Annotated in this window: 15 protein-coding genes; 7 read left to right on the top strand and 8 right to left on the bottom strand. The window is 53.8% G+C overall.

The genetic code is table 11. The annotated features are described in order from the left end of the window. The first annotated feature begins 17 nt into the window (after positions 1–17). Together AAGR22_RS02140 and AAGR22_RS02135 are read left to right on the top strand one after the other, a co-directional pair. Positions 18–2,552, top strand: coding sequence for a fimbria/pilus outer membrane usher protein (locus tag AAGR22_RS02140; RefSeq protein WP_345829977.1), 2,535 nt, complete (start codon positions 18–20; stop codon positions 2,550–2,552). Between the two features lie 22 nt (positions 2,553–2,574). Then, positions 2,575–3,588, top strand: a complete 1,014-nt coding sequence (locus tag AAGR22_RS02135; RefSeq protein WP_345829976.1) for a fimbrial protein — start codon at positions 2,575–2,577, stop codon at positions 3,586–3,588. Between the two features lie 285 nt (positions 3,589–3,873). Here the strand turns inward: AAGR22_RS02135 and AAGR22_RS02130 are convergent, their stop codons facing one another. Together AAGR22_RS02130 and AAGR22_RS02125 are read right to left on the bottom strand one after the other, a co-directional pair. Further along, positions 3,874–4,458, bottom strand: a complete 585-nt coding sequence (locus AAGR22_RS02130) for a YceI family protein (RefSeq protein ID WP_345829975.1) — start codon at positions 4,456–4,458, stop codon at positions 3,874–3,876. Positions 4,459–4,658: 200 nt separating this feature from the next. Next, entirely contained in the window at positions 4,659–5,516 is an 858-nt protein-coding gene (locus AAGR22_RS02125; RefSeq protein WP_345831534.1) for an SDR family oxidoreductase, read from the bottom strand. A gap of 122 nt (positions 5,517–5,638) precedes the next feature. Between AAGR22_RS02125 and AAGR22_RS02120 the strand changes: the two genes are divergently transcribed. Then, the gene (locus tag AAGR22_RS02120; protein ID WP_067704358.1) at positions 5,639–6,049 is read left to right on the top strand and encodes a helix-turn-helix domain-containing protein; all 411 of its coding nucleotides are present in this window, start codon (positions 5,639–5,641) and stop codon (positions 6,047–6,049) included. 203 nt (positions 6,050–6,252) lie between these two features. Here AAGR22_RS02120 and treF read toward each other — a convergent pair whose 3' ends face one another. Beyond that, entirely contained in the window at positions 6,253–7,875 is a 1,623-nt protein-coding gene (treF, locus tag AAGR22_RS02115; RefSeq protein WP_345831533.1) for an alpha,alpha-trehalase TreF, read from the bottom strand. A gap of 424 nt (positions 7,876–8,299) precedes the next feature. Here treF and AAGR22_RS02110 point away from each other — a divergent pair, with 424 nt between their 5' ends. Beyond that, a complete protein-coding gene (locus tag AAGR22_RS02110) occupies positions 8,300–9,208 on the top strand; it encodes a LysR family transcriptional regulator (RefSeq protein ID WP_067704364.1) in 909 nt (302 codons plus the stop codon). A 30-nt stretch (positions 9,209–9,238) separates the two neighbouring features. Here AAGR22_RS02110 and AAGR22_RS02105 read toward each other — a convergent pair whose 3' ends face one another. Beyond that, positions 9,239–10,018: a Sua5/YciO/YrdC/YwlC family protein gene (locus tag AAGR22_RS02105; RefSeq protein WP_345829974.1), complete on the bottom strand. Its 780-nt coding sequence runs from the start codon at positions 10,016–10,018 to the stop codon at positions 9,239–9,241. Between the two features lie 234 nt (positions 10,019–10,252). On the opposite strand from AAGR22_RS02105, the gene AAGR22_RS02100 reads away from it, so the two are divergent. Further along, positions 10,253–10,774: a GNAT family protein gene (locus AAGR22_RS02100; protein ID WP_345829973.1), complete on the top strand. Its 522-nt coding sequence runs from the start codon at positions 10,253–10,255 to the stop codon at positions 10,772–10,774. A 1-nt stretch (position 10,775) separates the two neighbouring features. On the opposite strand, the gene AAGR22_RS02095 is transcribed toward AAGR22_RS02100, so the two are convergent. Next, entirely contained in the window at positions 10,776–11,843 is a 1,068-nt protein-coding gene (locus AAGR22_RS02095) for an SDR family oxidoreductase (protein ID WP_345829972.1), read from the bottom strand. Positions 11,844–11,939: 96 nt separating this feature from the next. Here AAGR22_RS02095 and AAGR22_RS02090 point away from each other — a divergent pair, with 96 nt between their 5' ends. After that, the gene (locus AAGR22_RS02090) at positions 11,940–12,884 is read left to right on the top strand and encodes a LysR family transcriptional regulator (RefSeq protein ID WP_345831532.1); all 945 of its coding nucleotides are present in this window, start codon (positions 11,940–11,942) and stop codon (positions 12,882–12,884) included. A gap of 39 nt (positions 12,885–12,923) precedes the next feature. Here the strand turns inward: AAGR22_RS02090 and AAGR22_RS02085 are convergent, their stop codons facing one another. From AAGR22_RS02085 to AAGR22_RS02075, 3 genes are read right to left on the bottom strand one after another with little or no spacing between them, the layout of a single operon-like run. Next, entirely contained in the window at positions 12,924–14,237 is a 1,314-nt protein-coding gene (locus AAGR22_RS02085) for a cytochrome c (protein WP_345829971.1), read from the bottom strand. Positions 14,238–14,248: 11 nt separating this feature from the next. After that, positions 14,249–16,030, bottom strand: a complete 1,782-nt coding sequence (locus AAGR22_RS02080) for a GMC family oxidoreductase (RefSeq protein WP_345829970.1) — start codon at positions 16,028–16,030, stop codon at positions 14,249–14,251. Between the two features lie 2 nt (positions 16,031–16,032). After that, the gene (locus tag AAGR22_RS02075) at positions 16,033–16,770 is read right to left on the bottom strand and encodes a gluconate 2-dehydrogenase subunit 3 family protein (RefSeq protein ID WP_345829969.1); all 738 of its coding nucleotides are present in this window, start codon (positions 16,768–16,770) and stop codon (positions 16,033–16,035) included. Between the two features lie 284 nt (positions 16,771–17,054). Between AAGR22_RS02075 and sbmA the strand changes: the two genes are divergently transcribed. Next, on the top strand, positions 17,055–18,281 hold the full coding sequence (gene sbmA, locus AAGR22_RS02070; protein ID WP_345829968.1) for a peptide antibiotic transporter SbmA: 1,227 nt from the start codon (positions 17,055–17,057) through the stop codon (positions 18,279–18,281). The last annotated feature ends 362 nt before the right edge of the window (positions 18,282–18,643 follow it).

Raw genomic sequence — 18,643 nt, 5'->3', positions numbered from 1 at the left:
TCACTACAATGATATGTGTGTCAATACTCATAAAATCACCTTTACTGGCTGCGGTTAAATTTAATCCCGACTTTCTTAACCGCATGGCGGGCGGCGATATTGATATCTCCCGATTCAATGGGGAATACCGGATATTGCCCGGTAAATATTTCCCGGATGTCTATGTGAATGGCCGACTTATTGGTCGTAGCAGTATTAATGTTACAGAAAAAGCAGGCCATTCAAGAATTTGCATCAACCAGGAAATCATCACGCTGTCCGGAATAAAAACCAGCGTTATCTCGCCCGAATTAATGGAACGTCTCACAGAGCCGTCGCAGTGCATGACCTTAAAGGAAGTATTGCCGGACGGCAGCGTGGTGATGAATCTCTCGGCTATGCGCATCGACTTATCCATTCCGCAGGCCCACCTAAACCAGCTGGCACGCGGGTATGTTCCACCTTCGATGTGGACCTATGGCGTAAATGGCCTGTTTGCCAGTTATAATACCAGCTACTTCGAACAGCATAATGGCAACAATGTTAGTCGATCATTTTATGGCGATCTCAGATCCGGGCTGAATCTTGGCCCCTGGCTCCTGCGCCACGCCGGTACGCTGCACTGGAATCAGACAGCGGGCCGACGCTACAACCGTTTTAGTACCAATGTGCAGCGGGACATTGTCCTCCTGAATTCACGCTTACTGATGGGCGACTCCAGCACCTCAGGTGAAATCTTCGACTCCTTTTCTTTTCGCGGCGTCCAGCTGGCGACTGCAGATCTGATGCTACCTGATTCACTCCGGGGATACGCGCCTGTCGTCAGGGGTATTGCCAAAACCAATGCCAAAATCACCATTAAGCAGCGTGGAAATGTAATTTATGAAACCACGGTACCGCCCGGGGAGTTTTCTATCCACGACCTCTACCCATCCGGCTATGGGGGTGATTTAGACGTCACCGTTACTGAGGCGGATGGAACGCGATCCTCCTTTTCCGTTCCTTTTTCTTCTGTTACCCAGCTCCTGCGGCCTGGAATGAAAAATTACAGCCTTGTTGCAGGCCAGCTGCGTAATCTCAACCTCAAAGATCAGCCTCTGTTTGTTCAGGCTACCTATAAGCAAGGTATCAGTAATCTGCTGACAGCCTATACGGGGTTAACCAGTACGGGCAACTGGAGTTCAGGCGTAATCGGTAGCGCGTTGGGCACGCCGGTCGGTGCGTTCTCATTTGACATCTCCGGTACAGAATTCAAATATAAAGAAGAATCACGCCATGGCGTCAGCACGAAAGCAAGCTATAGCAAACTGCTGACGTCCACAAACAGCAATATCTCTCTGGCGGCTTACCGCTTCTCATCACCCGGTTATCTGGATATATACAATGCGGTATATCTACAGGATTTAATTGAAAACAATCCCGGTGGCAATAATCTGCTAAGACGGCTTAATCGGCCTAAAAACCGAATCTCATTAACTCTGAGCCAACCGCTAAGTGAAAATATGGGGCAGGTTTACCTCTCCGGCTTCAGAGAAAATTTCTGGAATAAAGGCTATACCAATACCCAGTTTCAGATTAGTTACAATAATTATTACGGCTTCCTGAGCTATGGCCTGTCGATAAACAAAACCTTTAGCCAGGTAGATTCGGAAACGCAGTATCTGCTTAATTTCTCCCTGCCGTTAGGCACCGGGCGGCAGAGTGCCAACATTAACAGCTATACCACCCTGGAAAAAAAGGGATCTACCAGCCAGTTAGGCGTCAGCGGTCAGGCCGGTGAACGTAATCAAATGGGATATAATGCTTCGGCCAGTAAGAATAAGAATAATAATTACTCCGGCAGCCTTAATGGAAATTATATCTCCTCTGGTACAACAATGAACGCGGGTTACTCTGGTGGTAAAGGCTACTATGGTCTGTCAGGCGGACTTAGCGGCAGTATTGTAGGTATCTCTGATGGTCTGATACTCAGCCCTTATAGCAACCTCAGCACGATGGCCGTCGTCTCTGCTCAGCACGCAGCCGGGGCCACCATCGAGGGTTACTCTGGCGTTAGCCTTGATAAAAATGGCATGGCCCTCGTGCCTTATCTGAACCCTTACCGTATTAATCAGATCGCTATCAGTCCTAAGGGGCTGCCCTGGAATGTGGAATTGCAAAATACCAGCCAGCAGGTGGCACCACATCAGGGAGCGATTGTAAGAATCGACTACCCAACGCAGCGCGGACGTATGGTCCTGATCCGTGCTGAGCTTCCGGATGGTAATGCGTTGCCCTTTGGCGCGGCGGTGAGAAAAGCCAATGGCGAGCACGTGGGAGTGGTCGCCCAGGGTGGGCAGATATATGTTCGACTGAAGGAAGATGACGCAAGTCTTTCAGTGCGTTGGGGAAGCAAAAGTGAAATGGGCTGCAATTTTACTATTGAACTTGAATCGCCGTCTCTTTCTACCCCCAAAACGTTTACAAGGCTCCACCGCATCTGTCTGCCACTGGCTTCGGATGCACTTACTCACGGCGCAGTAAAACCCGCGTTGATGGCACATCTTAAGACCCCGGGCCAACCCAAGGGTTAAGACAGCGATAAAGGGACACGTAATGCAAATGATAAAATCCTGTTTGCTAATTTTCTCACTCACGGTCTGTTTTTATACGCGAGCGGACCTCACCTGTGGCTTTAGCGATAATTATGTGGGGAAGACGGAATTTGACTTTAAAACTATTCCTTCCCAAATTCCCTCCGGCTTACCGGTTGGGACGGTAATTTACAGTAAAACCATGAACTTTAAGACCTGGTGTGCCAAGGCCCCACGCAGTTCAGGGGTTTTCGATAGTGAATATATTTATTTTAATGTCAAAAACCTCGACGGCGTTTTCGGAAGAGAGAGTGGTTTAGGCCTTTCCATCACGATAAATGGCCAAAAGTTCACGGGCGCTCAAAGTTTAAAAACGGATTATCAAACGCGCACTCTTTTTATTATGGGTTCACCCACCGATCGTTACCTAAATTTTGATTCGGAAGTTGTCGTCGATCTAATAAAGACAGGAGAAAATGTTACCCTGGATCCTCAGAGCAATACGGTGGTCTTGTTCGATATAGGTTCAGTGGGTAATGGCAGCCTACAATTTATGATGAGAAATACCAGTATGCTGAGTTTCTCCACACAAACCTGTGATGTTACGGGCGATGAAAATTACCGTGTCACCCTTCCACCCCTGAGTATCCATGACGTTTCAGGAACGGGCAGCACGCCGGGTGTCAGTAGCGACTTTAATATTAATCTGTTCTGTAATTCTAATTTGTGGAGTACCCTGGGGATCTGGATGACGTTAACAGGCCCTGGCATTTCCGGACTGGAAAAACAGGGTGTATTTTCCTTTAAGGATAAAGCCACCGGAGAAATATCGAATCAGATTGCCATGCAAATATCCCGCTCAGAAGGGAATATCTGGACCCCCATTTCTCTCGGCGAGAAATTTAAGGTTGGCAGTTTTGAATCGGCTCTCTCAAACATGACTATCCCGCTGCGGGCTGGCTATTATGCGCTTAGCAATAAACAATCAGTGGGTGAATACCATACCACCCTTATCTATACGATTAAATACGAATAATTAAGGCGTTAACGTGGCGATCGTGCATGCATTTGGCTACCCTGAACATAAATCCAACGTTTCGGAAGAGTTTACTGTTCCCAGGGTAAATATTATTTCATGGCAGGATGGCGCAAACATTACCCTAAGCCGGGATCATTCCCTGCCAGGACAAACATTAAGCTTATAACATGATGCAATCGCGTATTGATCAGAGCGTGGCTCATTTTACCTTCAGTTGAACCCTTTCGTACCTGGAGCGGCTAACCGCCCGAAACATCGGGCGGTTAATTGCCCTTCGCAAATTTATTTTGCGTAGGCTTCTGTCGAAATCGTCAGTACGACGTCATCACTTACTGCTGGCACATACTTATCCAGCTTGAACTCTGAGCGCTTGAACGTTGTGGTTGCGTCAAATCCTACTGCTTCTTTTTTCACCATCGGGTGCATACCCTGCTTGTTCAATATTGCATGCAGGACAACAGGGCGGGTGATATCCCGGATAGTCAGGTTGCCGTAGACGTCCATTTTATTTTTCCCTTTGCTGACCACCTTCGTACTCTTAAAGGTCGCAGTCGGGAACTTCGCCACGTCGAAATAATCCGCTCCCTTAAATTCGCTGGTCAGCGCATCGACATGGGTGTTGATCGTATCAACCGGGATGGAAACGTCCACTTTTGAATGAGTAACGTCTTTTGCATCAAAATCAATATTACCGGTTATGTTCGATAAATCGGCGGTCGGATGCGAGAAACCAAAGTGGGTCCAGGAGACAACAACAGAGGTATGGCCTGAATCCATTGCGTAGCTTTCTGGCGCGGCGGCAGAAAACTGTGAGTAAAGTGCGGTACCAATAAGTAGCGGCAGGGTAATCTTTTTTAATACAGACATGCGCAAAAGCCTTAGTTAAACAATGAGTATTAACCATAGTGCAATATTCATTGTTTAACCGATATTCAAGATATTTGAGTCACTCCTTCAAATATATTAGTTAACACCCGTAACTATTTTACCCGCATCCCTTTCCCCTGAGATTAAGATCGAATCAATACAGGGGAATAGCCCTGGGGCTGCGGGTTACCTTCAGGGCGTTATTGTTGATTAATAAACGCCTTAATTACCTCCTGCCAGGGCGTGGAAGAACGGCCCACCAGCTGGCTCAGAGTATGACTGTCATCGAAAAGCGCCCCTTTCGCCGCGCTGGCATCGGAGTCACCCAGCATTTCCGCTAACGCATCGGGCAACCCGGCGTCTTTTAACGCCCCGACAAACTCGGCTTCAGGCAGATTAATGTAGTGAATATCCCTGCCGCTTTGTCTGGCGATCTCGCGGGTAAATTCCGCCAGGGTATATGCGCTATCGCCTGCAAGTTCATAGATTTTTCCAGCCGCATTTTCATGCGTCAAAACCGCAACAGCGGCTTCAGCATAGTCCTGACGGCTCGCAGAGGCGATTTTCCCCTCCTGCGCGGCACCAATAAAGGCCCCGTGAGCCATCGCCGGAGCAATGCTGGCCGCATAGTTTTCGGTGTACCAGCCGTTGCGCAGAATGGCATAGGGCACGCCGGAGGCGATTAATGCCCGTTCGGTCGCGAGATGCTCTTTCCCAAGGCCCATGGGGGTGGTGTCGGCATGCAGCAGGCTGGTATAGGCCAGCAGCTTCACCCCGGCCTCTTTGGCGGCAGCAATCACCGCCTTATGCTGCGATTCACGCTCGCCCAGCTGGTTAGAGGAGATCAGCAGAACTTTCGTTACCCCGTTAAGGGCACTGAGCAACGTTTCAGGTTGGGTGTAATCCCCCTGACGGACATCTATACCCAGGGCGGTAAGATCGCGGGCTTTTTCAGGTGAACGTACGACGGCAATAATCTCACCTGCTGGCGTCGATTTTAATAATGCATCAATGACTAAACGGCCAAGCTGACCTGTTGCACCGGTAACAGCAATCATCATGTGCTCCTTACTTATGGCGTAGTGAAATTTTTCCGCGGCTCAGAGACCGCGAATGTGCTTTAACCTTACCAGCCTAAGTCATATACTAATTAAAAGTAAGTACGCACAGGAATGTTAGTATGAAAAAAGAATCCGCGCAGCCCCTCTCTACCCTGAGTGAAAAGTTTCGTCGCGGTGAGCTATTGAACACTCACTGCCCATCGCGTGAGGTGCTCAAGCGTCTGACCAGCCGCTGGAGCCTGTTGGTTTTGGTGGCGCTGGAGGAGGAAACGCTTCGCTTCGGCGAACTGCGCAAAAAAATTGGTGGCGTCAGCGAAAGGATGCTGGCGCAGACTTTGCGGTTTATGGAAGAAGACGGATTCGTCGAGCGTATTGCGTGGGAAGTTGTTCCGCCGCACGTAGAGTATCGTCTTACTCCTCTGGGACAGGAGGTGCGGGGTCAGGTAACGGGACTGGCCGACTGGATCGAGATGAACCTGCATCAGATTATGGGTAATCGTCGCGAGCGGGCGCAGGCCGGAAAGGAATAATCCGTCCAGGCAGACCTGCGCCCAGTTGCGATGACCTGAGAGTAGAAAAGCAGATCACCTGAGGTGAATGCGAGACACTGAGGAGCGCATCAGCCCGTAATTACGGCGAGACACATAAAAGTCTCAGCCTGCAATGACTACGAGACACTGAGATACGCACCAGCCCGCAATTACTGCGGGACACAGGGATGCGCATCAGCTATTTAGCGCGCGGGCATGGCATCCGGGTACATTGCCAGCAGGCGGCGGGTCACACCGTTTGTCCAGCCAAAGCCGTCCTGGAGGGGGTATTCTCCCCCTCCAGCCAGCACCGGCGCCCGGCCAGCGACGTTGTACTTCTCAACCATCTTATGGTGCCGATCGTAGGTTGCGCCTACAATCTGTAGCCAGCGCGTGGCGATCTCTTTCGCCAGCAGCTCTTCGCCGTAGTGATTCAGCCCTTCTATCGCCATCCACTGCACAGGCGCCCAGCCGTTAGGCTTGTCCCACTGCTCGCCAGTTTCGTCTACCGTCGAGAGCACCCCACCGGGAGCCAGCAGATGCGATCGAATTGCCGCCGCCATACGGGTTGCCTGCTCATAACCGGCCATCCCAACGTAAAGGGGCGTTACGGCGGCCGCAGAGAACATGCCTTTTTCACGGTCGCACCAGTTATAGTCACGATAAAGTCCGGCTTCTGCATCCCACAGGTATTTATCCACGACGGCGCGGCGACGCACTGCCTTCTGCTGGAACTGCTCCGCCGTCAGCAGATCGTTATCCGCCGCGGCCAGCCGGGCGATAGTGGTTTCCAGCTTATAGAGAAACGCGTTCAAATCGATCGGCACAATGCGCGTAGTATGGATACTTTCCAGGCGGCCAGGCTCGCTGAGCCAGCGTGAGGAAAAATCCCAGCCGGAAGCCGCTCCGGCGCGCAGGTCGCGGTAGACCTCACTGGCAGGACGTGAAGAATTTCGGGCTGTTTCCACGTCCTCAATCCAGGATTCATCGCGTGGCGTATCGCGATCGTCCCAGTAACGGTTAAGCACCTCGCCGCCTGGCAGCATCACCACATGGCGATAAGCTTCGTTTGGCGTCAGGGAGTCAGCCCCTTCCATCCAGAAAGCATGTTCACGTTTTAACTGTTTCAGGTAGCGCTTCGCTTTCTTAATGCCATCTTTTTCAAACAGTTCGACCATCATCGCAAAAACGGGCGGCTGAGAGCGGCTGAGATAATAAGTCCGGTTGCCATTCGGGATATGGCCATAGGTATCGATCAGCCAGGCGAAGTTGTCCGCCATATTGCGCATCAGATCGTCGCGGCCGCTGGCGGCGAAGCCCAGCATGCTGAAGTAGGAGTCCCAGTAATAAGTTTCACTAAAGCGCCCGCCCGGGACCACATAAGGTTCAGGCAGGGGCAGAAGCGAAGAAAACTCAGAATGTTTCTCAGGCTGACGCGTCAGCACCGGCCACAGGGAGTCAATATGCTGCCCCATATTTTTCGCAGGATCTGAAATATAGCGGCTGTCGTGGGCCCGCGGCAGATCAAAATTCTCCAGCACGAAGGTCAGCAGATTAAAATCGGCCTCTTCACGCTGGATATAATAACGATATAAAATACGTTCCGGCTCAATTTTTGGCGCACAGTCCGCAAAGGTTTTACTGTCGGTGAATATACGGGCGCTCTGTACCGCCGAAAACAGTTCCTGATAGCGGTCGGACGGCGTCAGGATATCCGGCGCGGGGAGGCCGCTAATCGGCTCCGGCTGGGGTTCGGGCTGCGCATCTGCGCTGGCCTCGTAGTCGTTATACCAGGCCTCATAATCAGTACGGTTATTGTCAACGATCAGGTCATTTTGATTAAAAGTGATAAAAACCTCCTGATGCCAATTAATATCGACAATGTTTGCAGTGTATTTTTTAATTTAAGCGTTCAGTATAGTACCCTCGTCTCATAATGCAAGCCGATGATTTTATTACCTGACATGAATCTATATTTCAAAACATAAACAATATTACCTTGCTTTACCCTCATTCACTGGCGGATATATCAACCCTTATCGGCAAAATATTAATGTATAATTAACTGTATTGAGAATAAATATTAACGGGGAAAACCCTGCTCTTAAATATTTACTTCATCCCGCCCACCCTCTAAGCTACGGCCCTCAATAACTGACAGACAGACGCCCGCCCCTGCCACCTGATAACCTCTACGGCGGAGACCGATGAGGGTGAAAGCCGCCGTGAAAAGCCAGAAGGAGCGCGACCATGAGCGATGTTGAAAACCTGCACGCGATGATCGTTTTTGCCCGAGTGGTGGAGACGCTTAGCTTTACCGACGCGGCGAAGGCCCTGGGGCTGTCGAAGTCCTCGGTCAGTAAGGAGATCTCGGCCCTTGAAATACGCCTCGGTGCCCGGTTATTACAACGCACCACGCGGAAAATTCAGGTAACTGAGGTCGGCATGACCTGGTATCACTACTGCGCGCGCATCTTAAGCGAGGTGAAAAGCGCCGAACTGTTCATACGCCAGTATCATGAAGAGCCGACCGGCAGCCTGCGCGTTGTGGCCCCGGTCACCTTTGGCTGCCAGTGTATTGTGCCGGTGCTGAACCAGTTTGTGGCCAATAACCTGCACGTCAGCGTGGATCTGGATCTAACCGATCGCCCCGTCAACCTGGTCGAAGATAATGTCGATATCGCGATTGTTATCCGCCGTGATGCGCCTGCGGAGGCGAACGCTAAACCTCTGATGGATATCAGCTGGGGACTTTATGCTGCACCCGAGTACCTTCAGCGCTTCGCCCCCATCCTCGGGCCGGACGATCTGCCGCGCCATGACTTTATTCTGTTCCGCGGTCCGGCGCATACGCTCTCGCTGCCGTTTAAAAAGGACAAGCAGAGACGAAATATTGAGGTTCGCAGCCGCTTCCGTGCCAATAACAGTACCGCGCTGGTCAACTCTGCGATTGCGCAAACCGGCGTTGCCTATCTGCCGGATTATATCGCCCAGACCGCAGTAAAGGCGGGCAGGCTTCAGCGGGTTCTGCCGGAATGGGAAATGGATCTGTACCGCTCGTACATCCTGTACCGTCATGAGGGCGTAATATCGCCGCGCGTCAGGCTGTTTATGGAGGCGTTGCAGAAGGCGTTGCAGGTGGATACTGCTCAGGCTTGACCGGGCGGCGATGGGCCGCCCGCGCTGACATCAGTAGTAATTACCGTGGCGGTAATCCCAGGTCGTGAAGGTGTCAGACAGCATGGACATGATTTTGTCCACGTCCAGCCCCTTACGGATCAGGACCGGACAGGGGGTAATATTGCGCTCACCCTTCTGTTCAGGCACCAGCTTGCCGCTCTCATCCACCATCGCCACCATCACGCCCTGCTCGTAGCGGGTCTTCTCTGATTCGTTTGGCTGGATAGATTTCACGTAGTCATTGGCTTCGATGATCAGATCCGCCTGTGATTCAATGCGCTCACCGATGCCTTCTACCAGACCGCGGTTACCCTTACCTGATGGGTTAGCAGAGCTGGCGAATGAAAACTTGCTGTGATTTTCCCACAGCTCTTTTGCCAGATTTTCACCGGGTACGCCGAATTTAATCACGAAGCAGCTGGTCTGACGGCGATCCATCATCAGCTCTTTCGAACCATCTTCCGGAATGCGCGCCACCGCCTCTTCTTTCCACGGCAGGATGCAGCCCAGCAGCACATCGTTATCCCAGTGCTGCTGATACAGGGACTCAATTTCCGGGTTCAGCTGAGCCAGTTCTTTTAACTGCTCCAGCGAACCGCACAGTACCACGCCCGGCTTATTACGGTTACGCTGCTTGGCGTCAAACTTACGCTCCAGACCTTTGGCATCAGAGGTCATAATGATGTAGCCCACCTTGGTTGGGCAAACGATCATCCCGCCGTCAGCAGACAGAATTTTTACCGCTTCTGGCTGTAAGCCGCCGTTCCAGTGAATGGTTTTATTACTCATGAGCACACCTGCCTGTTCATAAATTAAGAGTGTCAGTCTGCGCCCCTCCCTTGTGCAGGTGGAGGGCGGCATAACCTGTTAAAGCCATCCTACCCTCCCCGCCCGTATTCGCAACAATTAAGCATCTTTTAGATTCATTGTTTCCATCAGGAAACAGTCGTTGCAAATAAGATGGCAACACTGAACTTTTCTTTCGCCCTGGCCACCCAGCATAAATCAGAGAGGAGCAAGAGCATGCACATCGACTTTTTCCGCGCGGCAGATCAGAGCGAGCTGCGCAGTTGGTTTTCCTCCCAGGAGGCGGTGACGCAGTGGGCCGGGCCGGGTGTCACCTGGCCGCTGACGGCGGGATTTATGCGTACGCTGCTTGACTCCGATGAACAGCAGCCAGCACGCCTGCTCACCTTTGCCACGCGACGTGACGGCCGGCTCGCGGCGGTAGCGCAGCTGAGCTTCGACTGGGAGAACCATCTTGCCTGCCTGTGCCGCGTGGCCGTCAATCCGGCGCTGCGAGGAAAAGGTTTGGCGGGCGAACTTCTGAACGTCATGATCCATACCGCCTTTAAGGATCCCGCTATCGAACGGCTTGAGCTGGTTGTTTATCCGCAGAATCGGGCGGCGGTGCGCACCTACGAAAAGCTGGGATTTGTGCGTGAGGGGGTCAGGCGGGCATGCGTAGCGGTAGGAGAGGCGCGCTGGGACAGCGCTTTTTATGGCCTGCTGCGCGCGGAATTCACCGCGCGCAGCGCCGCCTGAATCAGGCTGGGATCAGTTTTTCCGCTTTCAGCTTATCAAACAGGGTGATAAACGCATCCCGGGTAGACTGATAGCCCGTGAAGCCCGCCTTGCGGCTTTTGCTGATATCGGTGATCACTTCCATTGGACGGCCCAGATCGGCGTCGGTATGCCACCAGGATACCAGACGACTGATGTCGTCCTCTTTCAGATCAAACTGCTGGGCAATCGCTTTCCACTGCCCGGGCGCGGCATCCATCCGGCCATCAAGCGGCTGCATCTCATCCGGGTACGGCGCCGCCTCAATGCCGAAGTAGCTGGCAATCTCGCTCCACATCCACTTCCAGCGGAAGACGTCGCCATTGACGACGTTAAAATCCTGATCCCGGGCAGCAGGCGAGGTAGCAGCCCACTCCAGCTGCTGCGCAAGGACGTGCGCATCGGTCATGTCGGTCACACCTTCCCACTGGGTTTTCGAGCCAGGGAAGATAAACGGCTGGCCGGTCTGCCTGCACAGGCTGGCATAGACGGCCAGCGTCTGACCCATGTTCATCGCATTGCCCAGGGCAAAGCCGATAATGGTATGCGGGCGATGGACGCTCCAGGTGTAGCCATATTTCTCTGCGCCCGCAAAGACTTCATCTTCCTGCGCGTAGTAGAAGTTATCAACCGGCTGACGGCCCTGCTCTTCACGGAACGGCGTTACCGGAACGGCACCCTTACCGTAGGCGTCAAACGGCCCCAGATAGTGCTTCAGCCCGGTGACCAGCGCTACGTGACCGCCTTTCAACCCATCGCCCAGCGCGTCAATCACGTTGCGTACCATCGCACCATTCACGCGAATGTTCTCTTTCTCGTTTTCCTGACGCGCCCAGACGCTGAAAAAGACCTTATCGACCTTAACATCCTTCAGCGCCTGCTTTACGGACCCCCTGTCGGTCAAATCAGCCGTCAGTGAGGTGCAGCCTGCCGGGACGGCGGTACGGCCACGGGACAGACCCAGAACCTGCCAGCCATCGGTGTTCAGCTGTTCGGCCAGGGCGGTACCAATCACGCCGCTGACGCCAACGATTAATGCACGCTGTTGCATAGTTTATCTCCTGTTTTGATTATCCGGTAAGCTTAATAGAGAATTAAATTCTTATCTCAGGTATAAATTCACATCATTAATGAATAAGAGTCATCAATCATGCACAGTCAGGATCGGCTACGGGGGATCACGCCCTTTGTGGCCACCGTTGAGCACGGCAGCTTTACCGCCGCCGCAGAGAGCCTGCATCTGACCAGTTCTGCCGTCAGTAAAAGCATTGCACGGCTGGAAAACCGGTTGGGATCGCGGCTGTTTGAGCGCACCACGCGCCGACTAGCGCTCACTGACGCGGGACAGGCTTTTTACGACACCTGTAATCGGGTGCTGAGCGAGCTGGCGGAAGCGGAATCGGTGCTGGCGGCACAGCGCACCAGTCCGGTCGGCAGGCTGCGGATCGCCGTTCCGCACACCTTTGGCCGGATGAGCGTAATGCCTCTGCTTACGCAGTTTTGCCAGCAGAATCCGGATATGCAGATTGGCCTGGCCTTCTCCGACCGCTTTGTTGACCTGTTTGAAGAGGGTGTGGATATCGCCGTGCGCATCGGTGGCCCGGCAGAGTATCCGCCCTCGCTGGGATTTCGCTATCTGGGCAACGAGCAGCTGATATTCTGCGCCGCGCCGCACTATCTGGCGCAGCACGGCACGCCAGATTCACTTGAATCACTTAGCGATCACCAGGCTATTGTCTATGACCGCGTGGACGGCAGCACCAGCCCGTGGTACATCGCCTCGCCTGACGGGCGCATTGCTACGCGCACCGTCCCGCACCGCATGGCACTGGGAGACGGCGAAGCGCAGGTTGCCGCCGTCGTCGCCGGCCTGGGCGTGGCGCAAATGGCGACCTGGCTGATGGAAAAACAGCTGGCTGAAGGGGAGCTGGTACAAATTCTGCCTGAACTGGCCGTCACTGGCCTGCCGCTCTACGTGGTGTGGCCGCGCAGAAAGCAGCTTACGCCAAAGGTGGATGCGCTGTTAACGGCGCTGGAGGGGCTATCCATTTCTGGCCAGAACGGCCTCCAGGCGGAGAAGGAGACACGTTGAAAAGCAGAACGGCCAGCCCGCTGGCCGTTCTGCTCAGGCTTATTTCACTTCGATCAGCTTCTCTACGTTGGGGCTTCCCTGCGGTTCTGCCATCTCTTTGCGCACCTTCGCCACGTCGCGGGCGCTGACCGGGGTTTTTGCCGTATTCCCCCAGCTGGTACGAATAAAGTTGACCACGTCAGCCGTCTGTTGATCGCTCAGCCGCCAGCCAAACGCCGGCATGGTGATGGTCGAGGGTGCACCCTTTACGCCGGGCAGCGTGGCGCCGCTGAGGACAATATGGATCAGCGACGTCGGATCCCCGGCCTGCACCACGGCATTCCCACGCAGCATCGGGAAGAAGCGCTTGTAGCCGCTGCCGTCAGTTTTGTGGCAGGCCGCACAGCTATCAATGTAGACCGACGCTCCCGGTTTGCTGTCATCGCCGTGCCAGAGCGCGTTGGCTTCAGCATTATCGGCCGCAAAACCAACCTGGTTCGGATCGCGTGCACCCAGCGACTTCAGATAGCGGGCAATGGCCGTTGCATCCTCCGCGCTCAGATGTTGCAGACTGTGCTGGACGACGTCCGTCATCCCGCCAAATACCGCCGTGCGGTCGTTACGCCCGGTGCGCAGGAACTGCACCAGCTCATCCTCGCTCCAGCCCCCCAATCCATCACGGCTGTCGCCGCGTAGATTACTGGCGGTCCAGCCATCAATGGGCGCGCTGCTGCCGGCAAGATAGTCGCTGCCTTCACTGTCGTTCAGGGCTTTTTCCTGCATGGTCAGGCTACGCGGCGTGTGGCAGGCACCGCAGTGGCCTAACCCCTCCACCAGATACTGCCCACGCGCCAGCACCGCATCCTGCCCGCTGAGCGGCTGGAAAGCCTTAACGTCAGGGGCGAAAATGCCGCGCCAGATCGCCAGCGGCCAGCGCATCGAGAGGGGCCAGGGAATGTCGCTCTTACGATTAGCCTGTTCAACCGGCTGCACACCGTGCATAAACCAGGCGTAGAGCGCGTGCATATCCTCATCGCTCACCACGGCATAAGAGGGATAAGGCATTGCCGGATAGAGCGTCTGGCCATTTTTCGCCACGCCGTGCCGCACCGCTTTCTGGAAGTCATCCCAGCTGTAGTTTCCAATGCCGGTTTTTTTATCGGGAGTGATATTGGTGGAGTAAATGGTGCCGATCGGCGTTGCCATCGGCAGCCCGCCCGCAAAGGGTTTACCGCCCATTTTGGTGTGGCAGGCTACACAGTCGCCTGCCCGTGCCAGGTATTCGCCGCGTTTGATCTGCGCCGCACCGCTATCATCCGCGAAGGCGGCACAGGTGGTCATCCCCAGTAACAGGGCAGAAATTAACATTTTCATCGTGGATCTCCTCACGCCTGCACCAGCGGGCCTGGCTCCTTCAGATACCGTTCACGGATCGCCTTCGCCGACCAGTACGTCAGGGCGGCCACCAGGCCAGTCGGGTTATATCCCAGCCCCTGTGGGAACGCCGAAGCACCCGGCACAAACACGTTCGGTACGTCCCAGCTTTGCAGATAGCGGTTCAGCGCGCTGGTTTTCGGGTCGTCTCCCATTATTGCCCCGCCGTTCATATGGGTGGTCTGGTAAACGGTGGTGTCAAAGTGCGTTCCCGGCATTTTTGGCGAGCCGCTGATCATCATGGGATTCATGGCTTCGGCGATTTTATGCATGCGGCCATGCATAAACTGCGACATTTTGATGTCGTTTTCCTGCCAGTCAAAGGTCATACGCAGCAGCGGCTGACCAAAGGCGTCCTTGTAGGTGGGATCCAGATCCAGGTAGTTGCTGCGATAGGACTGGTGCGCACCGTGCGCATCCATGGAGACGTGGTGCGTGTAGTGATCGGCTACCGCCGCCTTCCACTTGCTGCCCCAGCCGGGCGTACCCGGGGGTGTAGGCAGGCCGGAAATCGGCTTCACCCCTGCCTGGTTCACCCAAAAAGGTGACCCGCCGACAAAACCATATTTGCCGTGGTCAAAGTTATCGGCGTTAAAGTCATCCACACCGACGCCCGCACCGCCCGCACCAATAAAGTTATTCGTAAAGACGCTTTTATCGAAGAAGGCTTTAATGGTGGAGATGTTCTGGTAGGCAAAGTTGCGGCCCACCACCCCCTCATTCGTCACCGGATCGTAAGGCTTGCCAATACCCGAGAGCAGCATCAGATGCACATTATGAAACTGGAATGCAGAGAGGATGACCAGATCGGCCTGCTGCTCAATCTGACGGCCCAGTGCATCAACATAGGTGACGCCGGTGGCGCGCTTTTTATCTGCCGTCAGGTTTACGCGCAGCACGTTGGAATTTTCACGCAGCTCAAATCCCGCTTCCTGGCGCAGGGCGGGCAGCACATTGACGTTTGGCGAAGCCTTCGAGTACATGTAGCAGGCATAACCACTACAGTAGCCGCAGAAGTTGCATGGCCCCATCTGCGCGCCATAGGTGTTGGTATAGGGACCGGAGGTATTGGCCGAGGGCAGGTCGTAAGGATGGTAACCCACAGCCTCTGCCGCCTGGGCAAACATTTGTGCCGAGAAAGTCCGCTTCTGCGCGGGCAGCGGGAAAGGCTGCGATCGGTCGGGCGCGAACGGGTTACCCTTGCCCTGACCGACGACTTTCCCCCTGACGCGCCATTCAGAACCTGAGGTACCAAAGACTTTTTCTGCCTTATCGAAGAAGGGTTCAAGTTCTTCGTAGGTCACTCCGAAGTCCTGAATGGTCATCCCTTCGGGGATAAATTTTTTACCGTAGCGTTCTTCATAATGGCTGCGCATCCGCAGCTCAATGGGATCGACGCGAAAGTGAACGCCCGACCAGTGCAGCCCTGCCCCGCCGGTACCGGTTCCCGGCAGGAATGCCGCCAGCTGGCGATAGGGCTGCGCGGTCTGCGTTGAATTGTGGCGGATGGTCACGGTGCTTTTCGACAGGTCCTGAAACAGCTTTTTACGGATGTTATAAGTCAGTTCGTCAATTACCTGCGGGTAGGCGCCGTCCGGATAAGTATCACGATGCGGTCCGCGCTCCAGCGCCACGACATTCAGACCAGCTTCGGTCAGCTCTTTCGCCATTATTGACCCGGCCCAGCCAAAGCCGACGATTACCGCATCAACCTTTTTCATTTCAGTACCCATAATCAGCTTCTCTCCCCGCGAATCGAGACCGGTGGGAACGGATAGCGTTCACCTCGCTCAACCCAGTCCATAAAGTCCGCGCGCGCGCCCGGAAAACCAATCAGCTGCCAGCCAACCATTCCCTGATTGCCGCCGTGGATGGGATCGCTGAAAAAGCCCTCCCGCGTGTTTTGCAGCAGATAGCTGAAGAATAGCGTGGACGGAACCTGCCTGAATTCGACGCTCCCGGCTTCAAAGGCCTCAAGCAGCGCATCCTGCTGCTCCGCACGCAGGCTGGCGAAGACGCTGCCGTGCTTCGCTTTGGCAGCAGCGTCGGCGTCGGCGAGGCCCAGGCGATAGATCTGCTGCGGCACCAGCGGTAGCTGATAGCCGAGCGCCTTATCGGCCTCGGGGTTGAAAGGTCCCTGCATATACCAGTTAGCACCGGTGGCATAGGGCGTGTTCATCTGCCGATCGATATACTCCGCGACGCCCGCTTCCAGCGCGCCAGGCCCCCGATCGTCGGCGGGGATCAGGCGGGCGACCGCAGCCTGGAGGAAGGCATACTCTTCCGGCGTGAACCAGCTGGGCTGGTAGGTTCTGGCCCGCTGAGGCCCGCTGGGAACAGGCTCTTTGGCCATGGCAGGCGCTGCGGCGGTGAGTGAACCTACCCCGCTGGTGCCAATGGCGACGGCGGGGGCGAGGGTAATAGTCTTAAGCAGGAACTCTCTGCGGGAGCTCCCCTTCTTTTCTTGCGACATAACATTGCCTTATTCACGCGTAAGCCGCATGAAAACGATCGGGTTTGACGATTGCCTGAGGGTCTATTTTAGTAATGATTGAAAAATCAGGGGTATTAATCACCATTGTTACCGGTAACAAAGGCTAAGTTTAACAGTTCTTCCAGCAATAATTTAGCAAAACAAACAAAAAAGCACTAATTCATTAACAATCCCTGCGGCGCTGAAATTAATAGAAACAACCGCGATGAGACCATTAACGTTAAAAAGCGTTATAAAAAGAGAACATTAACAGCGGAGTGCCTATGTTTAAATCTTTCTTCCCCCGGCCAGCGCTGTTCTTCAGCAGTGTTGTTCTCTGGAGCGCCCTTGCCATCCTGCTATGGTTTGGCGGCGGCAGAGACTGGATCCTTCACCTGCCGCTGTTTGCCGGAAATGCCAGCGCACCATTGCCCAATAATGCGCTGCGGTTTATTGCGCCGGGCGGGCTGGCTTTCTATCTCTATTATCTGGTGGTGGTCACCCTGTTTGCTGGTATGTGGTTCCTGTTCAGCCCTCACCCGTGGCAGCGCTGGTCGGTGCTCGGATCGGCGCTGATTATCTTTGCCACCTGGTTTTCCGTGCAGGTTGGCGTGGCGGTCAACAGCTGGTATGAGCCCTTTTACGATCTGATCCAGCAGGCGATGTCACACCCGAATACCGTTAAAATTGAGACGTTTTATACGCAGATGGCGGGTTTCCTCAGTATTGCGCTGATCGCGGTGGTCATTAACGTACTTAATATGTTTTTTATCAGCCATTACGTCTTCCGCTGGCGCACGGCGATGAACAACTACTATATGGCGCACTGGTCACAGCTGCGCGGGATTGAGGGAGCAGCACAGCGTGTGCAGGAAGACACCATGCGTTTCTCGTCCACGCTTGAGGATATGGGCGTTAGCTTTATTAACGCGATTATGACGCTGATTGCGTTTCTACCGGTACTGGTCGCGCTGTCGGTGCATGTGAAAACCGTGCCGATTCTGGGCAGTATTCCCTACGCGCTGGTGATTGCCGCCATCCTCTGGTCGCTGCTTGGCACCGGTATGCTGGCCGTAATCGGCATTAAGCTTCCTGGTCTCTCCTTCCGTAATCAGCGGGTGGAAGCCGCCTATCGTAAAGAGCTGGTCTATGGCGAAGATGATCCGCAGCGCGCAACGCCGCCGACCGTACGGAAACTTTTTTCTAACGTGCGTAAAAACTATTTCCGCCTCTACTTTCATTACCTATATTTCAATATTGCCCGTATCCTCTATTTGCAGCTTGATGCCGTTTTTAGCCTTTTCGTCCTGTTTCCCTCCATCATTACCGGCGCGATTACCCTGGGATTGATGACGCAGATAACGAATGTATTTGATCAGGTGCGCAGCTCGTTCCAGTATCTGATTAACTCCTGGACAACGCTGGTGGAACTGCTGTCCATTTACAAGCGTCTGCGCAGCTTTGAACAGGTGTTGAATGCACAGCCAGAAAAAGAGAGCGTCAGCCTGTGAACGGATCGGCGGCCCTGAAAGGGGCCGCCGCATGAACAGGAAGAGTCGGGCAGGAAAATATAACCAGGAATTTCCTTACGTAGAACAGCTAATTATTTCTATTTCGTATCGTGCATTATTTAGCATAATATCTTGCAGCCTCATCAATGCTCACGCAGCAGGCTCATTTCATGCAAAGAGCGCGCTTTAATCTGCCCATTTAGAATTAAAAAGCGGAAAATTATTTAAAAAAAACTACTATTAATGCTGTAGACGCTTAAAGCGTGTCTGATAACGCATTCTTTGCAGGAACAATCACGTTTTGCTAATAAATCAGCTGCATGAGATGACTAAATAATTTAAAAATAATGGGTTTTCTGGTG

This window comes from Erwinia sp. HDF1-3R, assembly GCF_039621855.1.
Lineage (GTDB): Bacteria > Pseudomonadota > Gammaproteobacteria > Enterobacterales > Enterobacteriaceae > Erwinia.
The sequence above is the reverse complement of the archived record's forward strand: the minus strand, read 5'-3'. Positions and strand labels throughout refer to the sequence as shown.

Bases quoted from the DNA above. Each gene is read 5' to 3' on its own strand.
- AAGR22_RS02130 (WP_345829975.1), bottom strand. From the start codon at position 4,458: ATGTCTGTATTAAAAAAGATTACCCTGCCGCTACTTATTGGTACCGCA.
- AAGR22_RS02110 (WP_067704364.1), top strand. From the start codon at position 8,300: ATGAGCGATGTTGAAAACCTGCACGCGATGATCGTTTTTGCCCGAGTG.
- sbmA (WP_345829968.1), top strand. From the start codon at position 17,055: ATGTTTAAATCTTTCTTCCCCCGGCCAGCGCTGTTCTTCAGCAGTGTT.
- AAGR22_RS02135 (WP_345829976.1), top strand. From the start codon at position 2,575: ATGCAAATGATAAAATCCTGTTTGCTAATTTTCTCACTCACGGTCTGT.
- AAGR22_RS02095 (WP_345829972.1), bottom strand. From the start codon at position 11,843: ATGCAACAGCGTGCATTAATCGTTGGCGTCAGCGGCGTGATTGGTACC.
- AAGR22_RS02075 (WP_345829969.1), bottom strand. From the start codon at position 16,770: ATGTCGCAAGAAAAGAAGGGGAGCTCCCGCAGAGAGTTCCTGCTTAAG.
- AAGR22_RS02080 (WP_345829970.1), bottom strand. From the start codon at position 16,030: ATGGGTACTGAAATGAAAAAGGTTGATGCGGTAATCGTCGGCTTTGGC.
- AAGR22_RS02105 (WP_345829974.1), bottom strand. From the start codon at position 10,018: ATGAGTAATAAAACCATTCACTGGAACGGCGGCTTACAGCCAGAAGCG.
- AAGR22_RS02125 (WP_345831534.1), bottom strand. From the start codon at position 5,516: ATGATTGCTGTTACCGGTGCAACAGGTCAGCTTGGCCGTTTAGTCATT.
- AAGR22_RS02100 (WP_345829973.1), top strand. From the start codon at position 10,253: ATGCACATCGACTTTTTCCGCGCGGCAGATCAGAGCGAGCTGCGCAGT.
- AAGR22_RS02120 (WP_067704358.1), top strand. From the start codon at position 5,639: ATGAAAAAAGAATCCGCGCAGCCCCTCTCTACCCTGAGTGAAAAGTTT.
- AAGR22_RS02085 (WP_345829971.1), bottom strand. From the start codon at position 14,237: ATGAAAATGTTAATTTCTGCCCTGTTACTGGGGATGACCACCTGTGCC.